This is a genomic window from Corallococcus terminator, assembly GCF_049194865.1.
GTDB classification, from domain to species: domain Bacteria; phylum Myxococcota; class Myxococcia; order Myxococcales; family Myxococcaceae; genus Myxococcus; species Myxococcus terminator_A.
Genome location: NZ_JBLZWL010000087.1, coordinates 1 through 23,225 on the forward strand (window position 1 = coordinate 1; position 23,225 = coordinate 23,225).

20 protein-coding genes are annotated in these 23,225 nt (G+C 71.2%); 10 read left to right on the top strand and 10 right to left on the bottom strand.

The window, feature by feature from the left end:
• The coding region (locus ACN469_RS27080; protein WP_498772241.1) for an asparaginase at positions 1–604 on the bottom strand (604 nt) is incomplete at its 3' end.
• A 70-nt stretch (positions 605–674) separates the two neighbouring features.
• Here ACN469_RS27080 and ACN469_RS27085 point away from each other — a divergent pair.
• From ACN469_RS27085 to truD, 3 genes are read left to right on the top strand one after another with little or no spacing between them, the layout of a single operon-like run.
• The gene (locus ACN469_RS27085) at positions 675–1,667 is read left to right on the top strand and encodes a DsbA family protein (RefSeq protein ID WP_498772277.1); all 993 of its coding nucleotides are present in this window, start codon (positions 675–677) and stop codon (positions 1,665–1,667) included.
• Between the two features lie 7 nt (positions 1,668–1,674).
• Positions 1,675–3,021, top strand: coding sequence for a DUF4388 domain-containing protein (locus ACN469_RS27090; RefSeq protein WP_498772243.1), 1,347 nt, complete (start codon positions 1,675–1,677; stop codon positions 3,019–3,021).
• Positions 3,018–4,043, top strand: coding sequence for a tRNA pseudouridine(13) synthase TruD (gene truD / locus ACN469_RS27095; RefSeq protein WP_498772245.1), 1,026 nt, complete (start codon positions 3,018–3,020; stop codon positions 4,041–4,043). Before ACN469_RS27090 ends, truD begins: the two co-directional genes overlap by 4 nt.
• A 279-nt stretch (positions 4,044–4,322) precedes the next feature.
• On the opposite strand, the gene ACN469_RS27100 is transcribed toward truD, so the two are convergent.
• Positions 4,323–5,744, bottom strand: a complete 1,422-nt coding sequence (locus ACN469_RS27100; RefSeq protein ID WP_498772247.1) for an OmpA family protein — start codon at positions 5,742–5,744, stop codon at positions 4,323–4,325.
• Positions 5,745–5,761: 17 nt separating this feature from the next.
• Entirely contained in the window at positions 5,762–6,085 is a 324-nt protein-coding gene (locus ACN469_RS27105; RefSeq protein ID WP_498772249.1) for a DUF4398 domain-containing protein, read from the bottom strand.
• Positions 6,086–6,236: 151 nt separating this feature from the next.
• Between ACN469_RS27105 and ACN469_RS27110 the strand changes: the two genes are divergently transcribed.
• Together ACN469_RS27110 and ACN469_RS27115 are read left to right on the top strand one after the other, a co-directional pair.
• A complete protein-coding gene (locus ACN469_RS27110; protein WP_498772251.1) occupies positions 6,237–7,229 on the top strand; it encodes a HEAT repeat domain-containing protein in 993 nt (330 codons plus the stop codon).
• Positions 7,226–8,182 carry an N-acetylmuramoyl-L-alanine amidase-like domain-containing protein gene (locus ACN469_RS27115; RefSeq protein ID WP_498772253.1) on the top strand — a complete coding sequence of 319 codons (957 nt, stop codon included), beginning with the start codon at positions 7,226–7,228 and terminating at the stop codon, positions 8,180–8,182. Before ACN469_RS27110 ends, ACN469_RS27115 begins: the two co-directional genes overlap by 4 nt.
• A gap of 4 nt (positions 8,183–8,186) precedes the next feature.
• Here ACN469_RS27115 and ACN469_RS27120 read toward each other — a convergent pair whose 3' ends face one another.
• A complete protein-coding gene (locus ACN469_RS27120) occupies positions 8,187–8,633 on the bottom strand; it encodes a putative signal transducing protein (RefSeq protein ID WP_498772255.1) in 447 nt (148 codons plus the stop codon).
• Positions 8,634–8,717: 84 nt separating this feature from the next.
• Entirely contained in the window at positions 8,718–9,104 is a 387-nt protein-coding gene (locus ACN469_RS27125; protein ID WP_498772257.1) for a response regulator, read from the bottom strand.
• Between the two features lie 148 nt (positions 9,105–9,252).
• On the opposite strand from ACN469_RS27125, the gene hpf reads away from it, so the two are divergent.
• A complete protein-coding gene (gene hpf, locus ACN469_RS27130) occupies positions 9,253–9,612 on the top strand; it encodes a ribosome hibernation-promoting factor, HPF/YfiA family (RefSeq protein WP_498772259.1) in 360 nt (119 codons plus the stop codon).
• 145 nt (positions 9,613–9,757) lie between these two features.
• Positions 9,758–11,839, top strand: coding sequence for an MXAN_5187 family protein (locus ACN469_RS27135; RefSeq protein ID WP_498772261.1), 2,082 nt, complete (start codon positions 9,758–9,760; stop codon positions 11,837–11,839).
• Between the two features lie 69 nt (positions 11,840–11,908).
• Here the strand turns inward: ACN469_RS27135 and ACN469_RS27140 are convergent, their stop codons facing one another.
• The 5 genes from ACN469_RS27140 to ACN469_RS27160 all read right to left on the bottom strand — a co-directional run bounded on the left by ACN469_RS27140 (position 11,909) and on the right by ACN469_RS27160 (position 20,162).
• Complete coding sequence (locus tag ACN469_RS27140) at positions 11,909–13,588, bottom strand: ATP-binding protein (RefSeq protein ID WP_498772263.1); 1,680 nt, start codon at positions 13,586–13,588, stop codon at positions 11,909–11,911.
• A gap of 73 nt (positions 13,589–13,661) precedes the next feature.
• Entirely contained in the window at positions 13,662–15,035 is a 1,374-nt protein-coding gene (locus tag ACN469_RS27145) for a periplasmic substrate-binding domain-containing protein (RefSeq protein WP_498772265.1), read from the bottom strand.
• Positions 15,032–16,387, bottom strand: a complete 1,356-nt coding sequence (locus ACN469_RS27150; protein WP_498772267.1) for an FG-GAP repeat domain-containing protein — start codon at positions 16,385–16,387, stop codon at positions 15,032–15,034. Before ACN469_RS27150 ends, ACN469_RS27145 begins: the two co-directional genes overlap by 4 nt.
• Positions 16,384–19,002 (bottom strand): penicillin-binding protein 1A, encoded by a 2,619-nt coding sequence (locus ACN469_RS27155; protein WP_498772269.1) that lies wholly within the window; start codon positions 19,000–19,002, stop codon positions 16,384–16,386. The genes ACN469_RS27150 and ACN469_RS27155 overlap by 4 nt, the downstream gene beginning before the upstream one ends.
• A 104-nt stretch (positions 19,003–19,106) precedes the next feature.
• Positions 19,107–20,162, bottom strand: a complete 1,056-nt coding sequence (locus ACN469_RS27160; protein ID WP_498772271.1) for a tetratricopeptide repeat protein — start codon at positions 20,160–20,162, stop codon at positions 19,107–19,109.
• A gap of 195 nt (positions 20,163–20,357) precedes the next feature.
• Between ACN469_RS27160 and ACN469_RS27165 the strand changes: the two genes are divergently transcribed.
• The 3 genes from ACN469_RS27165 to ACN469_RS27175 are packed head-to-tail and all read left to right on the top strand — an operon-like array spanning position 20,358 to position 23,219.
• A complete protein-coding gene (locus tag ACN469_RS27165) occupies positions 20,358–21,128 on the top strand; it encodes an exodeoxyribonuclease III (protein ID WP_498772273.1) in 771 nt (256 codons plus the stop codon).
• A gap of 37 nt (positions 21,129–21,165) precedes the next feature.
• A complete protein-coding gene (locus tag ACN469_RS27170) occupies positions 21,166–21,999 on the top strand; it encodes an alpha/beta hydrolase (protein ID WP_498772279.1) in 834 nt (277 codons plus the stop codon).
• 47 nt (positions 22,000–22,046) lie between these two features.
• Complete coding sequence (locus ACN469_RS27175) at positions 22,047–23,219, top strand: threonine synthase (protein ID WP_498772275.1); 1,173 nt, start codon at positions 22,047–22,049, stop codon at positions 23,217–23,219.
• Positions 23,220–23,225 lie beyond the last annotated feature (6 nt).

Here is a 23,225-nt window from a genome sequence, read left to right on the forward strand (position 1 = left end):
GCGGATCCAGCTTCTCGTAGAGGCGGAAGGGGCCCTTGGGCCGCAGGCCCGGTTCGAAGGTCGCGTCCACGCCCAGGGTGCCCAGCACGGGGCAGTTGGGGCTCTCGAAGGCGTCGTACTCGGACACCTTCACCTTGCGCGTGCGGTTGCCTCGATAGAGGTGCGAGTCGAAGCAGATGGTGACCTCGCGCGGCCCCTGGAGCGCGGAGAGCACCGCGTCGATGAGGTTCAGCCGCGCATCCGAGCGGACCTCCCCCAGGGGGCGCTGGGAGCCCGTCAGCACCACGGGGCAGGGCGGGTTGCGCAACATGAAGGACAACGCGCTGGCCGTGTAGGCGAGCGTGTCGGTGCCATGGGTCACCACGGCCCCGTCGAAGTCCTGGAGCTGCTGGTGCAGGTGGGTGGCCATGCGCTGCCACAGCTCTGGCTGCATCTCCGAGCTGTCCAGGTTGCTGAAGAGCTGTAGCTCGATGTCGGCGAGCTGGAAGAGCTCCGGGACACGGGCCTTGAGCGTCTTGAAGAAGGCGGCGGGGCGCAGGGCGGAGGGCCGACCGCCGGCCATCCCTAGCGTGCCACCGGTATGCAGGAGCAGGACTCTGGGCATGAGTAAGGAGGTTCCCTGCCAAGGCTGGCGTTGCTTTACAAGCCCCGCGAGCGTGGCTAAGACCCGCCGCGTGCTCCTCTCCTGCTGGAAGCGTGTCATTCCCCTGCTGGCCGCCGTGGCGCTGACCAGCTCGGGCTGCAAGAACCCGGAGGGCTCCGCGCCCGCCTCGAATCCGGCCCCGGCCGCCGCCGCTCCGGCTCCCGCCGCGCCGCCGCCTCCTCCTCCGGCCCCGCCCGCCGCCCCGACGGACCCCGCCGCGGCGCTCGCCGGCATCCCGGGCATGGACTTCTCCTCGCTCTCCGCCGCGTCCAAGCGGGAGCTGGCCACCGTCCTGAGCGACGAGTTCTGCTACTGCGGCTGCCCGCACACCCTGGGGGCCTGCCTGAAGTCGCACAACACCTGCCGCCACGCCAAGCGCATGGCCCGGGTGGCCGCGCGCATGGTGTCCGAGGGCAGCCCGGCCACCGAGGTCATCGTCCAGCTGTCCCAGTACTACGGCGCCTTCCGCGAGCAGCGCGCCCAGTTCAAGGTGGACGACCGGATGTGCATGGGCTCCGCCTCCGCCCCGGTGACGGTGGTGGAGTTCTCCGACTTCGAGTGCCCCTACTGCGCCAAGGCCCGGCCGGTGCTGGAGGCGTTCGCGAAGAAGAACTCGGCGCAGGTGCGCTTCTGCTACCTGCCCTTCCCCCTGTCCAACCACGTCAACGCGGTGCCCGCGGCCCAGGCGGCCCTGTGGGCGAGAGATCAGGGCAAGTTCTGGCAGATGCACGACGCCCTGTTCACCCACCAGGAGAACCTCAAGTCGGAGGCGCTGCCCGCGCTGGCGAAGGAGCTGGGGCTGGATGGCGCGAAGCTGGCGGCGGTGCTCAAGTCGGACTCCTACAAGCAGGAGCTGGAGGGCTTCCGCAACCAGGGCCGCGCGGCCGGGCTGTCGGGGACGCCGACGGTGTACTTCAACGGGCGCGCGCTCGACTTGAGCTTCATCCATGAGGACCTGCTCAACCACAGCCTGGAGGATGAGCTGGAGTGGGTGAACAACAAGAACGCCTGGGCGGCTGACTGACACGGAGATGACGCAACGGTTCCGCATCGACGCGGGGCAACTCGTCCCCGAGGATCGCCAGAGCCCCTCTCCGTTGGCGGGGCGCTCGGGGACGTATGCGCTGATGCCCACGGCGCCGGACCTGCTCGTCTTCGCGCGGGGCCCCTCCGAGGGCGGCTCCATCGCCGCGCCGCGCGTGGTGCTCTCCGGTGACGCGGGCGGCTTCCCGCTGTCGGACCTGATGGCCTTCCTCAGCCAGTCGCGGTGGAGCGGCATCATTCGCGTCCACTCCCCTGGCGGAGATCGCTCCGTCACCTTCCGGGACGGCGAGGTGCGTGGCGCCTCGTCGGATGACCCGGCGGACCGGCTGGGCGAGGTGCTGGTGCGCCTGGGCTACGTGGACCGCACGCAGGTGGAGGCCGCGCTCAAGGGCCAGCCTCCGTCCAAGGTGGGCCGCGCCCTGGTGGAGAAGGGCTTCCTGCAGGCGCACGACCTCTTCAAGTGCGTCACGCACCAGGTCAGTGAGATCTTCCACGCCATCGTCCTGTGCCGGGAGGGGAGCTTCTTCCTCATCGACCAGCCGGTGGACGACAAGGCGAGTCACTCCATCCAGCTCTCCACCCAGAGCCTGCTGATGGACAGCATCCGGAAGATCGACGAGATGGCGCACTTCCGGAAGCGCATCCCCCACGGCCGGCTGTACGTGGCTCGCAAGCGCGGCTCGGACGGGAAGCTGGAGGAGGATGAGGACCGGGTGCTGGGGCTGCTCGACGGCCGGCGCACCATCCTGGAGCTGGGCCACGCCGCCCGCCTGTCCGAGTTCGACATCACCAAGGTCGTCTTCCGGCTGCTGGAAGGCGGCTTCGCGTCGCTGACGGACAAGCCGCTGCTCGTGCCCGCGGGCCCCTCGCCGACGGTGGGCCCCACCGGGACGCAGACTCCGACCACGCCCGTGCCCGCGGGGACGGGACGTCCTGTCGCGAGCGCCGCTCCGACGGTGGACCCCCGCCCCGTGGCGCGCGTGTTCAACTTCATCTTCCGGGAGATTCGCGACGAGGTGGCCAAGCAGGGCATGGACCGTGAGTTCATCGCCGCCGCCAACGCCGCGCTCTCCGGACAGGCGCTGTCGTCCTCGCCGGTGCTGGAGGGCCTGGCCTTCCAGCCGGACGGGAGCCTGGCCGAGCCCAAGCTGATGGACGCCTTCGAGCGGCACCGCGCGCAGCTGGGCAGCGAGCCGCTGGCGTCCTTCAAGCAGGCGCTCAGTGACGTGATGTTCTTTTTGCTGTTCCAGGCCGGAGAGCTTCTGGAGTCGCGCGCGGATGAGGACCTTGCCCGTCGCGTGAAGGAACTCCTGGCGACGCTCGAGGGGCCGTGACGACGGATTCAGATTGGCCGCGGTTGACCGCGGATGTGCCCGGTTGTGGTGGTGCCTTCAAGCTGGTTCCCGAGGACTTCGAAGTCGAGGAGCTTCCCGCCTACCAACCCTCGGGCGAGGGGGAGCACCTCTACCTGTGGCTGGAGAAGCGCGGCCGGGACACGCGGGAGGTGGTGCGCGCGCTGGCCGCGTCCCTGGGCGTGTCCGAGGACGATATCGGCGTCGCGGGCATGAAGGACCGGCAGGCCGTCACCCGGCAGCTCCTCTCGGTGCCGGCGCGCGCGGAGGCCCGGCTGGGGGAGTTCGCGCTGGAGGGCACGCAGGTGCTCTGGTCGAAGCGGCACGGCAACAAGCTGCGCACCGGGCACCTGCGGGGAAATCGCTTCAAGCTGCGCCTGCGCGGGGTGCGTGACGTGGGCGCCGCGCGAGAGTGCTTCTCGCGGCTGTTGGCCAGCGGTGTTCCCAACTACTTCGGTGAGCAGCGCTTCGGCCGCGCGGGTGACAACGCGGACCTGGGGCGCATGCTGGTGCTGGGGCAGCGCCTGCCGAAGCGGCCCGAGCGCTTCCAGCGCAAGCTGTACCTCTCCGCCTTCCAGTCGCGCATCTTCAACCGGGCGCTCGCGGAGCGCGTACGCGGTGGCACGCTGTCCACCGCGCTGCTCGGTGACGTGCTGCGCAAGGAAGAGACGGGCGGCCTCTTCGTGTGCGAGGCGCCGGACGTGGATGGTCCTCGCGTGGCCTCGTTCGAGGTGAGCCCGGCGGGGCCCCTGTTCGGTCCGAAGATGACCGCCGCGACGGGCGCGGTGGGCGACTTCGAGGCCACCCTGCTGGTGGGGGAGGGCGTCACGCCGGACGACTTCAAGCGCGGTGGGGGAGAGACGGAGGGAGGGCGCAGGCCGTACCGCGTCCGCCTGGGCTCGCCCGAGCTGACGCCCGACGGTGAAGACTTGTGGCTCGCGTTCGAGCTGCCCCGGGGCGCCTACGCCACCGAGGTCCTCCACGAGCTGCTCAAGGACGACTGACGCCCTCTCGCGGGGCTGAGGCCCTGGCGTGAAGGAAGCCCGGCGGGCGGTGTCCTCGCGAGCTCCTTCGCGTGGGCTTCGCTCGGATGGCGGGGCTGCCTTGCGCGTCGCGTGAGGGGCCTGGTCGCCGGGCTCTCCAGGGGCTGGTGTCTGCTCGGTTCGCGCGAGTGGTTTCCGCGTCGACAGGCCTCCTGAAAAGCGAAGCGCCTCCTCGGGACAGATGCCCGGGAGGCGCTGGCGCTGCTTGCCCCGGCCTTCGAGTGGCCGGGGCGGGGCGGCCTACTGCGTGACGATGTTGAACTCCGTGCGGCGGTTCTGCGCGCGGCCCGCCTTGGTGGTGTTCGGCGCGATGGGACGCGTCTCGCCGAAGCCCACCGCCTCCAGGCGGCCCGGGTCGATGCCCTTGCGCAGCAGCTGCGCCATCACCGCGTCGGCGCGCTTCTGCGACAGCTTCAGGTTCGACTCGTCCTTGCCGAGCGAGTCCGTGTGGCCCTCGATGCGGACCTTCTGAATCCAGGGCGCATCCCTCAGGGCCGACGCCACGTCCTCGAGGATGGCGGTGCTCTGCTTGCCGATGATCTTCGCGGAGCCAGACCCGAAGAGGATCTGCTTCTTGATTTCGATGCGGTCCTTCTTGATGACGACGTTCTTGTACTGCTTCGGGCAGCCGCGCTCTTCCTTCGTGCCGGGCGCATCCACGCACGCGTCGAGTCGGTCCACCACGCCGTCATTGTCCGTGTCCTTGTCCGGGCAGCCGCTGTTCTCCGGCGGACCCGCCTCGTTGGGGCACTTGTCCTGCGCATCCGCCAGGCCGTCCGCGTCGTTGTCCAGGTCCGGGCAGCCGTCCTCGTCCTGGAAGCCGTCCTTGTCCTCGGGCTCGTCCGGGCACTTGTCCTGACCGTCGTTGACGCCGTCCCCGTCCTTGTCCGGGCAGCCGCTGTTCTGCATGGAGCCGGCCTCGTTGGGGCACTTGTCCTGGGCGTCGACGATGCCGTCGTTGTCGTTGTCCAGGTCCGGGCAGCCGTCGTCGTCCTGGAAGCCGTCCTTGTCCTCGGGCTGGTCCACGCACTTGTCCAGCGGGTCGACGATGCCGTCCCCGTCGCGGTCCTTCGGCGCCTCGGCGGGGCAGCCCTGGTTCTCGGCCACTCCGGCTAGGTCCGGGCACTTGTCGTTGGCGTCGAGCACGCCGTCGTTGTCGTTGTCCGCGTCCGGGCAGCCGTCCTCGTCCTGGAAGCCGTCCTTGTCCTCGGCCTGGTCGGGGCAGGGGTCGTCCTTGTCCAGCACGCCGTCCCCGTCGCTGTCCGTCTCCTCGATGCGGACCACCACTTGGGGCTGCTGCGGCTTGGCGTCCGTGGGCTGCTGAGGCTGCTGCGGCTGCGGAGCCTCGGGGCGCTCGCGCACCAGCACCTGGCGCGGACCGCAGTTCTTCGACAGCGCCAGCGCCCGGTCCACCGCCGTGTCGGCGACGCGGACGTGCGAGGCGGCGCGGCCGCTGTTGCCCTGGCTCAGCTCACCCTTGGCGAAGTCGAGGTAGGCCTCGGCGGTGGCCAGCTCCACCGGGGCGCAGCGCAAGGCACCGCTGCGACGGGCCCGCTCGACGTCCGCGGCGAGCACCTGGGTGTCCGCGCGAATCTTGCTGCCGCTCACACAGCTGGCGGCCAGGAGGAGGGACAGCAGCGCTGCAAGGGAGGGACGCGTCATCGGGAGCGCTCGGTGCGTCACGGGTTCGGGGTCCGTTCGCCAGTGTCGGAATCGCTGCTGCCCGCCACGGACATGGCCTTCTCGCGGGCCTCGTTGGCGAAGCGGGAGGCCTTCACCGCGAAATCCACCCCGGCTTGATAGTCGGAGTAGCCAACCTCCTCGCGGGCCTTCTCCAGATACAGGTTGGCGGCGGTCCACTCGTACGGAGCCAACTTGTCGGCTCCGGCCGTGCGCGCGGCCTGAATCTGGACTTCGGCGTCGAGGATGTTCGCGGTGGACTTCACGGGGCCGCACGCGACGAGCGCCCCTGCCACCGCCACCAGCACCGTCAGCTTCTTCATAGGGTGGCGCCTCTAGAGGAGGGAAAGAGGCATCGGTCGTATCAATCGCCTCTTGGGGGGTCAAGAATCGGGCAGACCCCGTTGAGGAGGGGGGCCGTCCGACGCCAGGGACTTTGACGACCGGCGCCGCCCTTGCCATCGTCTCCCTCCCGTGCGCCCGTCCGTCCTCTCCGCCCGCTTCCTGTTGCTGCTCGCGCTGCTCCTACCCCCCCTGGCCCTGTCCGCCCAGGCGTCCGCCGCCAAGCGCGGCGAGCGCCGTGCCGAGACGGACAAGGTCGTCCAGACCGTCATCCAGGGGGGAGGCGTCGCCGCCGCCGTCTCCCGGCTGCGCTACCTGCACGAGGAGCCCTACGCCGCCGAAATCATCACCGACTCCCTGCGCCGGGTGCTCGAGGAGCGGGTCCGCCGCAACCTCGTCGCGGTGCTGGCGGGGCTGGACACTCGCTCCGCGGAGCCGGCCCTGGTCCGCCTCGCCGGCGACGGTGACAGCACTGTGCGCATGTACGCCGCGCAGGGCCTGGCCCGGCTGAAGAGCCGCAATGTCCAGGTGTTGCTGCCGCTCCTGGCTGACAAGAGCAGCGGAGTTCGCCGCGACGCGGCCCGGGCCCTGGGCGCCTCGCGCAACCCGAAGATGGGCAAGGCGCTGATGGCGGCGGCCAAGGACGAGCAGGAGCTGGAGGTGCGCGCCATCATGCTGGCCTCGGCGGGAGAGACTGGCGACGCCAAGCAGGTGAAGCCCCTCAAGGAATACCTGACGAACGACTCGGAGAGCACCCGCTTCGCGGCGGCGCGCGGGCTGTGCCGCCTGGGCTCGCCGGAGGGCTTCGCCTTCGCCAACAAGCTGCTCGGCGCGGAGGACCGCTTCGTGCGCCGGCAGGGGCTGGAGCTGTTCGAGGGTGTCGCCGCCAAGAAGGCCACCCCCGCGCTCAAGCCGCTCCTGGAGGACAAGGACCGGGGCCTGGCCGCTGGCGCCGCGCGCATCCTCTACCAGGGCGGGGACAGCACCATGCTGGACTGGCTGGTGCTGGCCTCGTGGAACGCCAAGGGCGAAGAGAAGCTGTCGTACGAGAAGGAACTGGAGACGCTCCAGCTCCAGGATGACCGTCGCAAGGCCATCCTCCGAAGGGCGGGCGTGGCGCAATGACGTGGGCGGTGGTGCTGGCCGCGGCGCTCGTCACCCAGGCGACGCCGGCCTCCTCGACGCAGGGCTCCGCCACGCCCGGCGCGGACCGGATTCTCGACTCCGGCTCGGCGGCGGCCCAGGCGGCCACGGCCACTCCCTCGCGGCCCAACGGCTGGACGGGCCTGGACGCGAGCGCCTTCGCCGCCCTGGTGGCGGAGGCCTCCAACGCGCCGTTGACCGAGCGGCTGCTCACGATGAGCCAGCGCTTCGTCAACACGCCCTATGTCCTGTCCCCGCTGGGCGAGGGCTCGGGGGTGGACCCGGATCCAACCTTCCGGCTGGACGCGGTGGACTGCCTCACCTTCGTCGAGCAGTCCCTGGCGCTGGGGCTCGCGCGCGCGGAGCCGGAGGTCGCCCCGCTGCTGGAGCACATCCGCTACGCCCAGGCCCCGGCCTACGAGGACCGCAACCACCTCATGGAGGCGCAGTGGCTGCCCAACAACGTCCGCAAGGGCTTCCTGCGCGACGTGACGCGGCGCTTCGGCGGTGAGGACGCGGTGGCCGTCACGAAGACGCTGACGCCGCTGACCTGGCAGTCCCGCTCGTCCCAGGCGCTCCAGCTCCCGAAGGAGCGGCGGCCCGTGGGCACGTTCGCGATGAACATGATTCCGCTGGAGCGGGTGATGGAGCACGCGCGCTCCATCCCCTCCGGCACCATCCTCGTGGTGCTGCGCGAGGACCTTCCACTCAAGGCCACCCGCGTGACGCACCTGGGCTTCGTGGTGCAGCGCAAGGGCCGCACCTACCTGCGCCATGCCTCGCGCGGGGGCTACAACCGCGTCGTGGACGAAGATTTGGAGACCTTCCTCGGCCGCAACTCCCGCTATGCGAAGTGGAAGGTCACGGGCGTGAGCCTCTTCGAGGCCCGCCGCCCGGAGTCCGCCTCGCCACGCGCCGTCGTCCGCTCGCCCTGACGCTTCAGAGGGCGGGTGGGGGAGGAGAGGCCTGCTCGGTCTCCCGCTCCTCTTCCTCGGCGGCCCTGACGGCATCGTCGGTGGTGGCCGCCTCCTGGACGCGCTCCCGCTCAATCATCAAGGCGGCGCGCTCCTGCTGCTCCTCGGGCACCAATATCTCCCACCAGGGGAGCAGGTTGCCCGTGGTCAGCTTGTCCACGACGCCGGAGCGCCCCGCGCGCACCAGCACCGGGATGTCCGACTCCTCGAGCAGCTCCACGAAGACCTCCACCATGAACGGATTGGTCGTGGTGCCCGCGCGCACGAAGACGCGCTTGTCCAGCTCATGGGGCAGCGGGAGTCCCCGGCTGCGCATCTCTCCCACGTCCACCAACCGTGGGTTGCCGGGACAGTCCGAGCATTGCTCGACATCGTCCCGATACTCCGAGCCGCACCTGGCGCAGTACTTCATGTCGGTCCCTCCCGCTCGTGGATGTCCTGGAGGGACATAGTAGGTCTGGTGTCCTGTCTCGGCACCGGGGGCCAGTCCTTCCGTTCACTGCCGGGCGTCGTCACCCGCTCCGTGGCGCGCCTCATCTCCCAGCCTGCCCACGGCGCTGCTCAGCCGCTCCACGTCGATGGGCTTGCGAAGGACGAGGTCGCAGTGCTCGGCGCCGTCCACATGGGTGTAGCCGGAGACCAGGATGATGCGCGTGTGCGGCGCGCGGGCTTTCACCCGTCGGGCCAGCTCCGTGCCATGCAGCCCCGGCAGGGACTCGTCCGTCACCACCACGTCCGGCAACTCGCTCTCGAAGGCCCTCAGGCCGGCGAGCCCGTCCGCGGCGGTGACCACGTCGAACTCGAACTCGAGCAGCTCCGCGAGGAGCTCCCGGCTGTCACCGTCGTCCTCCACGAGGAGGACCTTGATTCGCTTGGCACCCATGCGTTTGGGGAACCATGGCCCTTGTCGGATTCGTCCGCCGCGAGGTGGCGGGCCCGCGTGCCTCTCCGCCTGGAGAGCAGGCAGGTAGAGGAGCCCCCCCTCACCAAGGGGCGGGTGGCTGCCCATTATTGGGCCTGGAGGTGATGCCATGAAGGTGTTGATGCGGGGCGTGCATCTGACCCTGACGGAGTCCATGCGGGACTATCTGCAGGAGCATCTGGTGCGCCACATCGAGCGGTACGCGGACGACGAGGCGGCGGAAATCGACATCTCGCTGGTGGACATCAACGGTCCAAAGGGTGGGGTGGACAAGGAATGCCGGGTCACTGTGCGGATGCCGAGCTTCGCCGCCGTGCATGTCACCGAGAAGGCGGAGACGCTGTTTCCCGCCATCGACGCGGCGCGTGACCGGCTGGAGCGCACCCTCCGGAAGACGGTGGACAAGCGCCGTGACGTGCACACGAACGGGCTGCCCGACGACGTGGCGGCGGACGTTCCCAACTATTAGCCGAGGGCGTGCCTCGGTGTAGGGCCCGGTCTTCCCGGTTGTCCTCCGGGCGGCCGGGCCCGCGTTGTCCGCTGCCCGAATCTTGCTGGGTCCGAATGGTGAACGCTATAAGCGGAACCCTTCACCCATGGGCTAAAGGACGGCGATGGTCCGCCTCAAGTTCCTCCTCTTCGCGTTCCTGGTCATTGGACTGGGGCTTGCTCATCTCCCGATGTTGTCGGGACCGCTGCGCGCGCGCGCGGTGGACGCAGCCACGGCCCAGTCCGCCTCGGGTGTGGCCGAGGTGGCGCGTCGCGTGGACGCGCGTCGCGCGGAGGTGCAGGCGCTGGCGCTGAAGCTGGCCGCCACGCCGGACGTCGCCTCCGCTGTCCACGCGCTGCTTCCCCCGAAGCCCGCCGTCCCCCCGCGTCCTCAGCTCCGGGACAAGGACAAGGCGGAAGACAAGGGCGCTGCCCTCCAGCCCCTGACGACGGAGCGCTTCACCGCCGTCCGCACGGCCGCCGAGGCCGTGCTGCCCAAGGAGCTCAAGGGCGTGGTGGTGGCGCTGGTCGCCCCGGACGCCGCGTTCCATGCCGTCGCGGGCGCGGAGCCCTCCTCGGACGCCGCGAAGCTGGACGTCGCCGCGCTGGCGAAGGCCGGCACCTCGGTGGTGGACGCGCTCGGCGCGACGCACGTGTTCGCCTCGGTGCCCGTGCTGTGGGGCGGGGACTTCGGCATGCAGCCGGCGGTGACGCTGGTGGTGGGCGCGCCGCTGCTCGACGAGGGCGCGCTGGAGGCCGCGGTTCAGGCCACCGGCGTCTCCGCGCTCGGGTTGGTGAAGGGTGACTCGGTGACGGCCGTGGGGCCGGACAAGCTGCTGGCGGAGGGCTCGCTGGGGCAGGTGGCGGCCAACGCGAGCGGTGTCGTGGTGCGCCGCGGCAGCCTCCAGTCGCTGGGCCCCGTGGGCCTGCCCATGATGACGGAAGGTGACGTCATGGGCGGCCAGGCACCCCTGGCGGTGGGGACCCGTCGCGCGCTGGAGGGCACGCCGCTGGAAGTGCTCGCGGTGGCCGGGACGCAGTCGGTGCTGGGCGCCGTGGCGGACTACCAGCAGACCGCGCTCGTCGCGCTGGCGGGGCTGTTGGCCCTCACGCTGGTGTGGACGGTGCTGATGGGTGGCTCGTCGGGCTCCGGTGACGATGTGCAGGGCACCTCCGACACGCTCAGCCTGTCGGCCGCGATGGCGGCGCATGCGCCCATGCAGCAGGCGTCACCGCCTCCCGCGCCGCAGCCGCAGCCGGTGGCCGCCGCGCCGCTGCCGGATCCGTTCGCCTCGGCGCCGTTCGCCGCCGCGCCGACGCCGGGCCCGTTGCCGGATCCGTTCGCCCAGGCGACGCCGCCTCCTCCGGCCGTGGCCCCCCTGTCGGACCCCTTCGCCATGGCCGCGCCGCCTCCTCCGGCGGCCCAGCCCTTCGGCGCGGATCCGTTCGCCCTGGCCGCGCCCCCTCCAGCGGCCCAGCCCTTTGGCGCGGATCCGTTCGCGCTGCCGCCTCCGGCCCCCGCGCCGGTGTCGAACCCGTTTGCTTCGGCGGATCCGTTCGGCTCGGCGGATGCGTTCCCCTTCCCGGCGCCGCCGCTGTCCTCGCCGCCCCCTCCGGCGGTCAGCCCGTACGGCTCGCAGCAGCCCACGCCGTTCGGCGGTGCGATGCCGTTCGAGTCCGAGTCGGGAGGCTTCTCCGCTTCGGGTGAGCCCCTGTCGACGGCGTCGCCTCGTCGCGGCGCCTTCGCCTTCGAGGACCAGCCGACGGCGGCGTATACGCTCCAGCAGGCGGCGAACCCGTTCGCCCTGGCCGCGGCGCAGACGCCCGACAACCCGGAGACGACGCGCGTCGCGGCCATTCCGCGCGAGCTGCTCCAGGCCAGCGCCCGTCCGGCCGAGGCGCCCATCCCGTTGCCGCCCCGCTCGGGGTCTCCGGTCGCCATCCCGCTCCCCGGCGCGGGCCCGTCCGGCAACTCCGCGGTGGCGCTCTCCGAGGAGCAGCACTTCCAGGAGGTCTTCCGCGAGTTCGTCACCACCCGTGAGCGGTGCGGCGAGCCGGCCGATGGCCTGACGTACGACAAGTTCGTGCAGAAGCTGCGCAAGAACAAGGAGCAGCTCGTCCAGAAGTACGCCTGCAAGACGGTGCGCTTCCAGGTCTACGTGAAGGAAGGCAAGGCCGCTCTCAAGGCCACGCCCGTCAAGGACTGAGCGCGGCTTCCACCGCGAGTCGACATCGAGGCCCGGGGCGATGATTCGCCTCGGGCCTCATGCATTTTCCTAGGGCGCGTTCGCGGTGCCGGAGGCCAGGAGGTCCGCGCGTGGGAGCACCACGCTGAAGCGCGCGCCCTGGCCTGGCTCGCCGCCGACTTCGAGCTTGCCGCCGTGCTCCTGGAGGATGCGCGCGGCGATGGCCAGCCCGAGTCCCGTGCCGCCGTCCTTCGTCGTGAAGTAGGGCTCGAAGATGCGGGCGCGGTGCTCGGGGGGGATGCCCGGGCCGCTGTCCTCGACCTCGATGATGGCGTCCGCGTCGGTGCCCTTCACCCGCACGCGCAGGTGGCCGCCCTTGCCGGTCATGGCCTCCTCGGCGTTCTTCACCAGGTTCACGAGCACCTGCGTCAGCATGTCCCGGTCCACCCGGGCCACCACGCCTGTCTGGAGCGCCGGGAGTATCTGGATGCCCTCGGGAGGCGTCGCGTAGAGGGACAGCACGCTCTGCGTCAGCTCGGACAGGTCCACGGGCGCCAGCTGCGGCTTGGGCATCCTGGCGAAGCGGCTGAACTCGTCGACGATGCGCCGCAGCCGGTCCACCTCTTCCAGCACCACGCCCGCGCTCTCCTTGAAGAACTCGGGGAAGCGGGGGTGCCGGGCCTCCTGCGCGGCCAGCAGCGTCTCCAGCGACATGCGGATGGGCGTCAGCGGGTTCTTGATTTCGTGCGCCAGCCGCCTGGCGACCTCCTGCCACGCGGCGATGCGCTCACTGGCCATCAAGCGCTCCGTCGTGGCCTTCAGCTCGGACGTCATGTGGTTGAACGTCCGGACCAGTTCGCCCACCTCGCCCGTGGCGTCGGCCTTCACCTGGACATCCAGCGCGCCTTCGGCCACGCGTCGGGCTCCCTCGGTGAGGGCCTCCACCGGACGGGTCATCCACCGCGACACCAGCAGCCCGAGCAGCATGGCGAAGGCGCCTCCCAGTCCCGCGAGCAGTAGGAAGGCGCGCATGACGCCCTCCTCGGCCTCGCGGGCGGCGGCGCGACTGAAGACGAGTCGCACCGTGGCGGCCTCGCCCAGGGGCAGCTCGCGCGCCACCGTGGGAGGCAGGGCGGTACCGGCCTTCGCCAGCTCGGCGTCACCGGAGACGAGCGAGACTTGTGCCTGCGTCAGTCGCGCGAGGTGCTGGGCCAGGCTGTCGTCGAGCAGCACGCCCCCCACCGCCCACAGGCGCAGGTCGCCGTAGTCCACCGGGCGCGCGGTGACGAGCGCGGGCATCTGTCGCAGGCCGGAGGGGGTGCGGACCTCCACGCGCACCGGCACGGGCTTGGGCGAAGTCTCACGTGTGACGGCGAAGAGGGCCGGGTCCGGATCTCCGCGTCGCGCGGGGAGGTGCCCGGAGGAGAGCACCGTGCCGCTCCGGTCGAAGAGGGCGAGCACCGTCAGCCCGCGCGTCTTCATCAGGGCTTCCGCCGTGCCCGCTTGAATGGCGCGAGTGGGGCGCTCACGGGCCTCGCGCGCGAGGTCCTCCATGGCGGCACTGTCCACCAGCTCCTCCACCGCGCGGCGGGCGGTGGTGGCCGTGCGCTCCAGCGACTCCTGCGCGCTGGTGGTGGCGGCCTGCATGCGTGCGTCGAGCTCGCGCGACAGCGTGTCGCGCAAACGCGAGAGGGTGGGCAGCACCACCACCGCGAGCGGCACCAACGCGAGCAGGGCGAAGGCGAGCGCCAGCCGGGTCCTCAGGCGCAAGGAATCGTCCTCCGGACCGCGCTGCCTGACGAGGTGGCGAGCCGTGCCGCGACGTCCTCCTGTGGCTCGCCCTTCATGGGCGTCCCCCGGTTCCCGCACCCTCCGGGGGCAACAAGAAGGCCCCGTCCAGCATCGGCAGGCCCTGCGCATCCATCACCAGCCCGCCCACCTCCGGCATGGCTCGCAGCCCCAGCCCCTGTGCGTACAGCGGCAGCAGCGGCAGCGACGCGGCCAGCGCCAGCGCTCGCTCGCGAACTCGCGCATCCCGCGCCGCCGCGTCCGACAGTGCGCCGATGGCGGGCAGCTCCACGCCGAGCAGGTCCTTGCGACCGCCCGCGTCCAGCACCACCGCCAGCGCGGGCCCCGGTGCGGGAGGCAGGAGCAACGCGTGCAGCATCAGCTCGAAGTCCCCCTTGGCCCAGCGGGCGCGCAGCGCGGAGCGCGCCAGGGGCTCCAGGGCCACGGTGTAGCCTCGCTCGTGCAGCTTCACCTGGATGCGCTCGGCCACCGCGCGCTGGTCCTCGAGGGCCGCGTCGTAGACGAGCGTCACCGTGCGAGCTGGACCCGACGCGGGCGCCGCGGGACGGGGCTTGGGCGGCTGAGGCATCAGCGCGGGCGGCAGCAGGTGCGGCATGGGCACCGCCGGGCCGTGCACGAAGAGCCGGGTGAGGTCCTCGCGGTCGATGGAGCTCTCCACCGCCTGCCGGAAGTCGGTGGGAAGGCGCCGGGGCGAGAAGGCGAGATACGTGGCGTAGAGCAGGGCCCCCGGCGCGTTGTCCGTCTCCGAGGAGACCCCTAGCTCCACCTGGACCTGCCGGGCAGACCACAGCCGGGCCAGTCCGCGCTCATCCGTGGCGGTGAGCAGCAGCCGGTCCAGATACGGGCGACCCCGAGGCCACGCGAGCTGCGCATCCAGCGCGCCCCGCCCCGCGGCGGAGAAGGGGCCCGGAGTCGAGGAGGCCACGGGCGCGGCCAGGGCTGGGTGGCACAGCGCACGCTCGAAATCCGGCCACGGGAACGAGAGCGCCAGCTCCAGCGAGGCGCCGCTCGCGGCAATCTGCCGTCCCTCGCCGCGCAGCGGATAGAGCAGGGCACGGTACGGCGAAGCCCCGTCGGTGCTGGACAGGCGGGTCCACGCGCGAGCCAGCGCGCTCGCCGTCGCGGCATTGGGCAGCGCCACCCGCGTGACTTGAGGCGACGGGCGCGACAGCTCACGGGCCAGCGCCGGGTGGACCTCTCCTTCCGGCGTCACCCCACAGACGGGCCGGGACAGCAGCCCCAGCAGCGTGGCCTCCAGCGGGGTGTCGGCGAGCGCGGGCTCTCCGAGCTCGGGCGGACCGGCATGGGCCACGCGCAACTCTCCACCGTACCGAGTCCGTCCCGCACCCAGCGCGGACGCGGAGCCCAGGAGCACGAGACTGGCGAGGGCGATGCGTCGGGACCTCATGGAGCACCCTGGCGAAGGAGGAACAGCTCACCGGTGCCATCCGGCTTCGACAGGCCCACCACGACCTCGCGGCGCTCGTCGCCATCCAGGTTGGCCGTCACCACGAACAACGCACGCCCCGTGGGCAGCGGGCCCTGCCACAGCGGCTCGTGCACCGTGGGGTCCCCGCCGCCGTTGAGGGCGTGGACGCGGAGCGCATCCGGCGAAGGCTGGAGCAGGGCGGACGTGGTGAGCAGCTCCGGCGTGCCGTCTCCATCCAAATCCCCCAGAGCACTCCCAGCGCCCAGTCCGCTCAGTCGCGTCGGCGTCGCGCCCACGCGCGAATAGAGCGAGCCGGTGCCATCCGCGTGCACGAAGAGCATCCTCGGTGCCGCGAAGCTCGCGGTGGTGAAGGGCGCGGAGAACGTCACGGGCTTGCCGTCCCCCAGCCGCACCTCGGCCTGGAACGCGGTCTGCCCGGGGACGAAGCTGCCTCGCTCCACGGGGCCCAGCGGGGCGCTGTCCAGCGCGCCCACGGGCCGCAGCGTGCTCCGGCTCTTGTCCAGCACGAGCACCTCACCCTGCGCGCGACGTGTGCTCCACGCGGCCAGCCGAGGTGGCCCCGAAAGCACGGCCAGCGCACCGAACGGCTCGCGAGTCGTCGCGTTCGAGAAGGGCAATGCGCTCAGCTCCCTGCGGGCCAGCAGCCGTCCATCCGCCGCGAAGACGGACACGTCCACTTCCGTCAGCACCGCGATTTCGTCGCGGCCATCACCGTCCAGGTCACCCGCCGCGAGCGCGGCCACGGGCTGCTCCAGCCGGGCCAGCGTCGCGCCCAGGAGCCGGACGCCCCGAGGTCCACCCGTGGGAGGCGTCGCCGTCGGCGTGCCCACCGAGGCCAGCGCCAGCACCTCCGCGTCAGCGTCCACCGACTCGACGAGCGCGCCCGATGGCCGGGCAGGACGCGTCGGCGTGCGGCCCGACCAGAAGTTAACCCACGTGCCCAGCGCGTCCCCTCGGGCTCGCAGGGCACCTGCTTCCACCTCCAGCGTCAGCCGCACCAGCGTGCGAGCCCCCTGTGCGCGAGCCACGCCCTCGGCGGCCTCCGCGCTCGGAGCATCCACCACGGTGGGGGCCAGTCCCTCCGCCGACAGTCGCGCCGCGAGCACGCTGCCCACGGCGCGTCGCAGCTCGGCCGAGCCTCCCGAGAAATACAGCGCCACGGGCGCCTCGGCGGGCAGGGTGCGCACGGAGGAGGCCAGCTCGCGCGCGAGTCGCTGGACGGCGGTCGCGGTGTCGTCGTTCGAGGACTGCGACGCGGCGCTGGCCGCGAGTGCGAGCAGCAGCGGGGCGAGGACCAGGGCTCGGCTCACAGACCCTTCCTGTTGCCTTCGTTGAGGAAGAACTCGTCGGTCGTCACCTGGCCCGGAGGCGGGGCCTCGGCGGTGGGCTGGGTGCCTTCGAGGAACGGCTCCAGCCGGCCCGGGACGGAGGCACCGGCCAGGAGCCCCGAGGCGGGGTCGATGCGAACCTGGAGGATGCCGGCCGGCACCTCGAAGTCGCGCGCGGGCAGGCCCTCGTGGGCCACGCGCATGAACTGGAGCCAGATGGGCAGCGCGGCGCGACCACCCGTCTCACTGCCGCCCAGCGGCGAGTTGTTGTCGAAGCCCACCCACGCGCTGGCCACCCAGTCCGCCGTGTAGCCGGAGAACCACGTGTCCTTGGACTCCTGCGTGGTGCCCGTCTTGCCCGCGGCGGGGCGGTTCAGCTCGCGCACGGCCTTGGCCGTGCCTTCCTCCACCACGCTGCGCATCAGCGACGTGGTGAGGTACGCGACGGCGGGAGGCAGTGTCTCCTCGAAGGCCGGCTGATGGTCCTCCAGCACCTTGCCGCGCGAGTCGCGCACGCGCAGCAGCATCAGCGGCTCCGCGTAGCGGCCATTGGACTGGAGCGTGGAGTAGGCGTTCACCGCCTCCAGCATCGTCACCTCGCCGGTGCCCAGCGCCAGCGTCAGGTTCTCCGGCAGCGGTGAGCGGATGCCCGCCCGGCGCGCGAAGTCGATGACGGTGGGCGGGGTGAGTGACTCGATGAGGCGCACGGACACCGTGTTCTTCGACTTCGTCAGCGCCGTGCGCAGCGTCATCGGCCCTTCGAACTGCCGGTCATAGTTCTGGGGCCGCCACGCCTTGCCCGTGTACGGGTCCCGAATGGTCTCCGGCGCGTCGTTCACCGTGGAGAGCGGCGTGTAGCGTCCGCTGCCCAGGGCGGCCGCGTAGAGGAACGGCTTGAAGGACGAGCCCGGCTGACGCTTGGCCTGCGTCGCGCGATTGAACGACGAGCGCGCCGCGTCATACCCGCCCACCAGCGCCACCACGTTGCGGTTCTCCGGGCGGATGACCACCAGCCCACCCTGCACGAGCGGCACCTGGTCCAGCGTGGCCTCCACGAAGGCCGGCGCGGGAGGCGCCTTCATGATGCGCACGTAGACGAGCTGCCCCTTGGCGAACACGTCCGAGATGTTCTTCGGCGCGCCCTTGCCCTTCTGCCGGGCCCAGGTGGCGGAGGGGAACGCAATCTCCGCGGTGCGGCCCACCAGGTCCACGCGCGCCACGTTCCGCTTCTCGTCCAGCTCCGTCACATATCCCGTCAGCCGCAGCCCTTCCGTGAGGGGCTTCAGGAGCACCGCGCGCACCATCAGCTCCTCCTCGGAGGGAGGCGCTTCATCCTCGGGCGTGAGGTCCGGGCGCTGCTCCTCCGCGCCGCCCTCCTCGGTCTCCACCTTCGGCTCCGGCGTCGCCGTCTTCTCCTCCTGCGCGAGCGGCGCCAGGTCCGCCACGTAGCCCTGGTCCTTCAGTCGACGGCCGGCCTCCTCGATGCGCGTGGCGACCATGCCGCGCAGACGTGTCCACTGCGCGTCCTCCAGCGTGCCGCGCGGACCCCGGTAGCCCTGGCGCCGGTCGACAGCCTCCAGGCCCTCGCGCACGGCCTGCTCGGCGGCGACCTGGAGCTTGGGCACCATGGCGATGTCCACCCGCAGGCCACCCTCCATCACCGCTTTCTCGCCATATCGCTCGATGAGCGTGCGGCGAATCTCCTCCGCGTAGTACGGGCCCACGGCCCGCTGGGGACGCGGGGCCAGGACGATGGGCTTGTCCAGCTCCGCCTCCACCACGTTGCGCGGCACGAAGCCGTGGTTGGCCATCTGCCCGAGCACGTACCGCTGACGCGACTTCGCCCGCGTCATGTTCGTCTCCGGGTTGATGCGGTGAGGAATCTGCACGGTGCCCGCGAGCACCGCGGCCTCGCCCACGCTCAACTCCTTGGCGTGCTTGCCAAAGTAATAGACCGCGGCCTCCTCCACGCCGTAGCGGCGCGTCCCGAAATAGGACTGGTTGATGTAGAGGCCCAGAATCTCGTCCTTGGTGAGCGCCTCCTCGACGCGCGGGGTGAGGATCCACTCGCGAATCTTGCGCGACAGGCTGCGCTCTGGCGTGAGCAGCAGGTTCTTCACCACCTGCTGCGTAATCGTGGACGCGCCGGACTTGCGGCTGCCGGGGATGAGGTTCTTGATGGCGGCGCGAGCGATGCCGAAGGGGTCCAGGCCCACGTGCTTGTAGAAGTCCGCGTCCTCGGCGGCCAGGAAGGCGTCACGGACATGGGGCGGCAGGTCCGCGACGCGCACCACGGTGCGCTTCTCGAACGCGTACTCGGCGCAGATGCTCCCGTCCGCGCACGTCACCTTGGTGACCTGGGGCAGCTGGTAGTGCCGGAGCGCGTCCACCGAGGGCAGGTCCCGGCTGTAGTAGACGTACGCCCCCACGCCGACCAGCACCGCGAGCAGCAGACCCACGGCGCCGGCGATGAACAACCGCTTGGTCCACTTCCAGAGGCGCGCGCCGAATCCAGGGCGTGGCGGAGCGGGCGCGGGCGCCGGGGTGGAAGGAGGAGGAGCTTCGGGCGGAGTGGGCATCACAGGGGCCAGGGTCATGTGCTTCTCGACGGGGGCTGCACGTTAGACCAAGTCGGAATCTGAAATCGGGAATCGGACCGGCCTCCTTTCCGTCAGGAGGCCGGCCTCCAGGCAGGGGAGCGCTACGGCACTGTCGGCAGCGGAGAGAGGCCCTCCTGTCCCCGAGGCGCGGGCGAGTCCAGGTCCACCTGGGCGACGCGACTCAGGCGGTCCGCGTTGACGCGAGCCTGGACGTAGCGCGGGGACAGCCGGGTGGCGGTGGCGTACGCGGCGCGGGCCTCCTCCTTGCGGCCCAGCCGCTCCCACGCCACGCCGAGGTTGTTGTGCACATAGGCCACGTTCGGCAGCAGCTCCGCGGCCTGCGTGAGCACCTCGGACGCCTTCGCGTTCTCACCCGCGCGCAGGTACGCGAAGCCCAGGTTGTTGAGCGCGTAGCCATGCTCGGGCTCCAGATGCACGGCCTGCTGGAAGCGGAGGATGGACGACGCCAGCTCCCCGCCCACCAGGTGCGCGCGGCCGAGCACCTGGTACGCCTCCGCGTCCTCCGGTGCGCGCAGCACGGCCTCCTCGCCCACGCGCACCGCCTCGGCGTGGCGTCCCAGGGACACGAGCAGTCGGGCCTGCTGGATGAGGGCTCCGGCGTCCTCGGGCACCAGGCTGCCGAGCCGCGCGTACGCCAGCAGCGCGACGTCGGATTGTCCGTGGAGGCGGGCGAGCCGCGCGGCCTGAGTCAGCGCGTCCGTGTCGGCCGGGTCGTCATGCAGCGCGCGGCGCACCTCGGTGAGCGCGCCGGACACGTCACCCAGCTCGCGCAGCGAGCGCGCGCGTCCGAGGTGGTCCACGCGCCGCCCGTGCTCGTGGGGCAGCGCCAGGGCGTCCTCGGGCGCGGGGCGGGGCGCCTGCTCGACGACGGGGCTCGGGACTTCCGGAGGGGCTAGCGCAATGAGTCGAGGAGCCACGGCGAAGTCTTCCGGCACCACCTCGGTGACAGCGTCGCGGGTGCGCGCGTGCTGTTCGGCGAGCGCGAGCCACGGGCGCAGCGAGGCGGGCAGGGGCACGTCGCTCCACGCGGCCAGGCCGAGCGCGGCGAGGCAGGTGGGCAGCAGGGACTTCTTCAGCGCGGGGGGCAGGGTGAAACCCAGGGTGCGGCGGGTGGCCTTCCTCGTCCTCGGGCTCATGGCGACCTCGACTCCAGGCGGGGCGTCCGAGAAGGACGCTCCGGGAGGACACCTGTGGGCGTCCTCCCACCCGGGGCTATTGCGATGGGCGTGCCAGAGGGTTGCCCCGAGGGCGTGCGACGGGGTGTGTCCCTGGGGCCGCACGCGAGGGGAAAACCGTGGCGGGGGCGTGGGTGTCGTGCGACGGTGCCCGCGATGAAAATCGCCACCTGGAACGTGAACTCGGTGCGAGCCCGGCAGGAGCGGCTGCTCGAGTGGCTGAAGAGCGCGCAGCCGGACATCTTGTGCTTGCAGGAGCTGAAGTGCACGGAGGACGACTTCCCGATGGAGGCCGTGCGCGACGCCGGCTACCACGCGGCGGTCCACGGGCAGAAGACCTACAACGGCGTGGCCATCCTCGCGAAGGAGGAGCCGCGCGACGTGGTGAAGGGGCTGTCGGACGGCGTGGATGACACGCACGCGCGCCTCATCGCCGCGACGGTGGCGGGCATCCGCGTGATGAGCGCGTACGTGCCCAATGGCCAGACGGTGGACTCGCCCCAGTACGAGTACAAGCTCGAGTGGTACGGCCGCCTGCGGCGCTACCTCGACACGCGGCACAAGCCCGACGAGGCGCTGGTGCTCGGGGGCGACTGGAACGTGGCGCCCGAGGACATCGACACCTACGACCCGAAGCTGTGGGAAGGGCAGACGCTCTTCACGTTGAAGGAGCGGGATGCGCTCCAGCGGCTTCGCGCCTTCGGACTGACGGATGCGTACCGGAAGCTGTATCCGGACACGCAGCGCTTCTCGTGGTGGGACTACCGGATGCTCGGCTTCCCGAAGAACCTGGGGCTGCGCATCGACCACCTCTACGTGTCGGCGCCGCTGGTGCCTCGGCTGACGGGCTCGGACACGGACCGGGAGGCGCGCAAGGGCAAGCAGCCCTCGGACCATGCGCCGGTGTGGCTGGAGCTGAAGGACTGAAGTCGGGAGGACGGACGTGATTCAGGTGCGATGGTCGATGCTGTGCGCGGTGTGGGGGCTGTTCCTCGTGGGCTGCGCGACGACGGGCAAGTCTCCCGCGGCGCCCGAGCCCGTGCCCGCGCACCAGACCTTCACGCTCGCTTCGGCGACGCTGAAGGAGGTCCGGCACATCACCGTCTACACGCCTCCGGGTTACGACGCGGCGACGGACACGCGCTTCCCGGTGCTCTACATGCCGGACGGTGGGCTCCAGGAGGACTTCCCGCATGTCGCCTCGGCCGTCGACGCGGCCATTCGCGCGGGCGAACTGAGGCCGATGCTCGTGGTGGGCATCGAGAACACGGTGCGTCGGCGCGACATGACGGGGCCCACCACGGTGGCCACGGACAAGGAGATCGCGCCCATCACCGGAGGCTCGGACGCGTTCCGCGCGTTCATTCGCGACGAGCTGATGCCGGAGGTCCGTCGGCGTTATCGCGTGACGGAGGAGCGGGCCATCATCGGCGAGTCGCTCGCGGGGCTGTTCATCGTGGAGACGTTCTTCCTGGAGCCGGACCTGTTCGGAACGTACCTGGCCCTGAGCCCCAGCATCTGGTGGAACGCGGAGTCCCTGGTGCGTCAGGCGGGCGAGCGGCTCGCGGCCCGCGCGGCCCTGCGCGCGGAGCTGTACGTGTCGTCGGCGAATGAGGTGGATGACATCGTCCCCGCTGTCGCGCGGTTGCAGGAGGTCCTTCGGGCGAGCGCGCCCGTGGGGTTGAAGTGGGAGGTCGAGCCCCGACCGGACCTTCGCCACGACAACATCTACCGCTCCACCGCCCCGGCCGTGCTGCGCAAGTGGCTGCCTCCAGTGCGGGGCGAGGCCGCGCGGTAGAGGGTCGTTCCGCCTTCGGGCGCCGGCTGGAATAGAGTCGGCGTCCCATGCCCGTCATCCGACTCGACTGTACGAAGTGCGACCGGACCTTTGCTCCGGGCGTCGTGCTCAACCTGTGCACGTCCTGCAGCGCGCCGCTCTTCGCGCGCTATGACCTGGAGCGCGCGGCGAAGACGCTCCGGCCGGAGGCCCTGGCGACGCGAGTGCGCTCCATGTGGCGCTACCACGAGGTGATGCCCGTGGAGGACCCCGCGCAGCGACTCAGCCTGGGCGAGGGCTTCACGCCGCTGCTCAAGGCGCCGCGCCTGTCGGAGTGGCTGGGCCTGAAGCACGTCATGGTGAAGGACGAGGGGGGCAATCCCACCGGCTCGTTCAAGGCGCGTGGCCTGTCGGCGGCGGTGACCATGGCGAAGGTGCTGGGCGCGAAGGCGGTGTGCCTGCCCTCGGCGGGAAACGCCGGAAGCGCGCTGGCGGCCTATGCGGCGCGAGGCGGCCTGGAGGCTCATGTCTTCGTGCCCAAGGACATCGCGAGCCTCTTCCTGATGGAGACGCGGGCCTACGGCGCACACGTCGAGACGGTGGATGGCCTCATCACCGACGCCGGGCGGGTGTGCGCGGGCCTCGCGCGGGAGCATGGCTGGTACGAGTGCGCCACGCTGAAGGAGCCCTACCGCGTGGAGGGCAAGAAGACGATGGGCTACGAGCTGGCGGAGCAGCTCGACTGGACGCTGCCGGACGTCATCCTCTACCCGACGGGAGGAGGCACCGGTCTCATCGGTATGTGGAAGGCGTTCGAGGAGATGGAGACGATGGGGCTCATCGGCTCGAAGCGCCCGAGGATGGTCGCGGTGCAGGCCGAAGGCTGCGCGCCCATCGTGAAGGCCCACGCGGAGGGACAGCCGGATGCTCCCATGTGGCCCGGAGCGACGACGCATGCGCACGGCCTGCGAGTGCCCAAGGCGCTGGGTGACTTCCTCATCCTCCGCGCCGTGAAGGCGAGCGGAGGGACGGCCATCTCCGTCACCGAGGAGGAGATCGTGCAGGGTACGAAGGAACTCGCGGCTTCCGAGGGGCTCTTCGCGGCACCGGAGGGCGGCGCCTGTGTGGCTGCGCTGCGCAAGCTCCAGTCCTTGGAGTTGGTGACGCCGAACGAGTCCGTGGTGGTCTTCAACACGGGCACGGGCTTCAAGTACGTGGAGAACATGTCCCCGCTCTGGTGAGCGCGA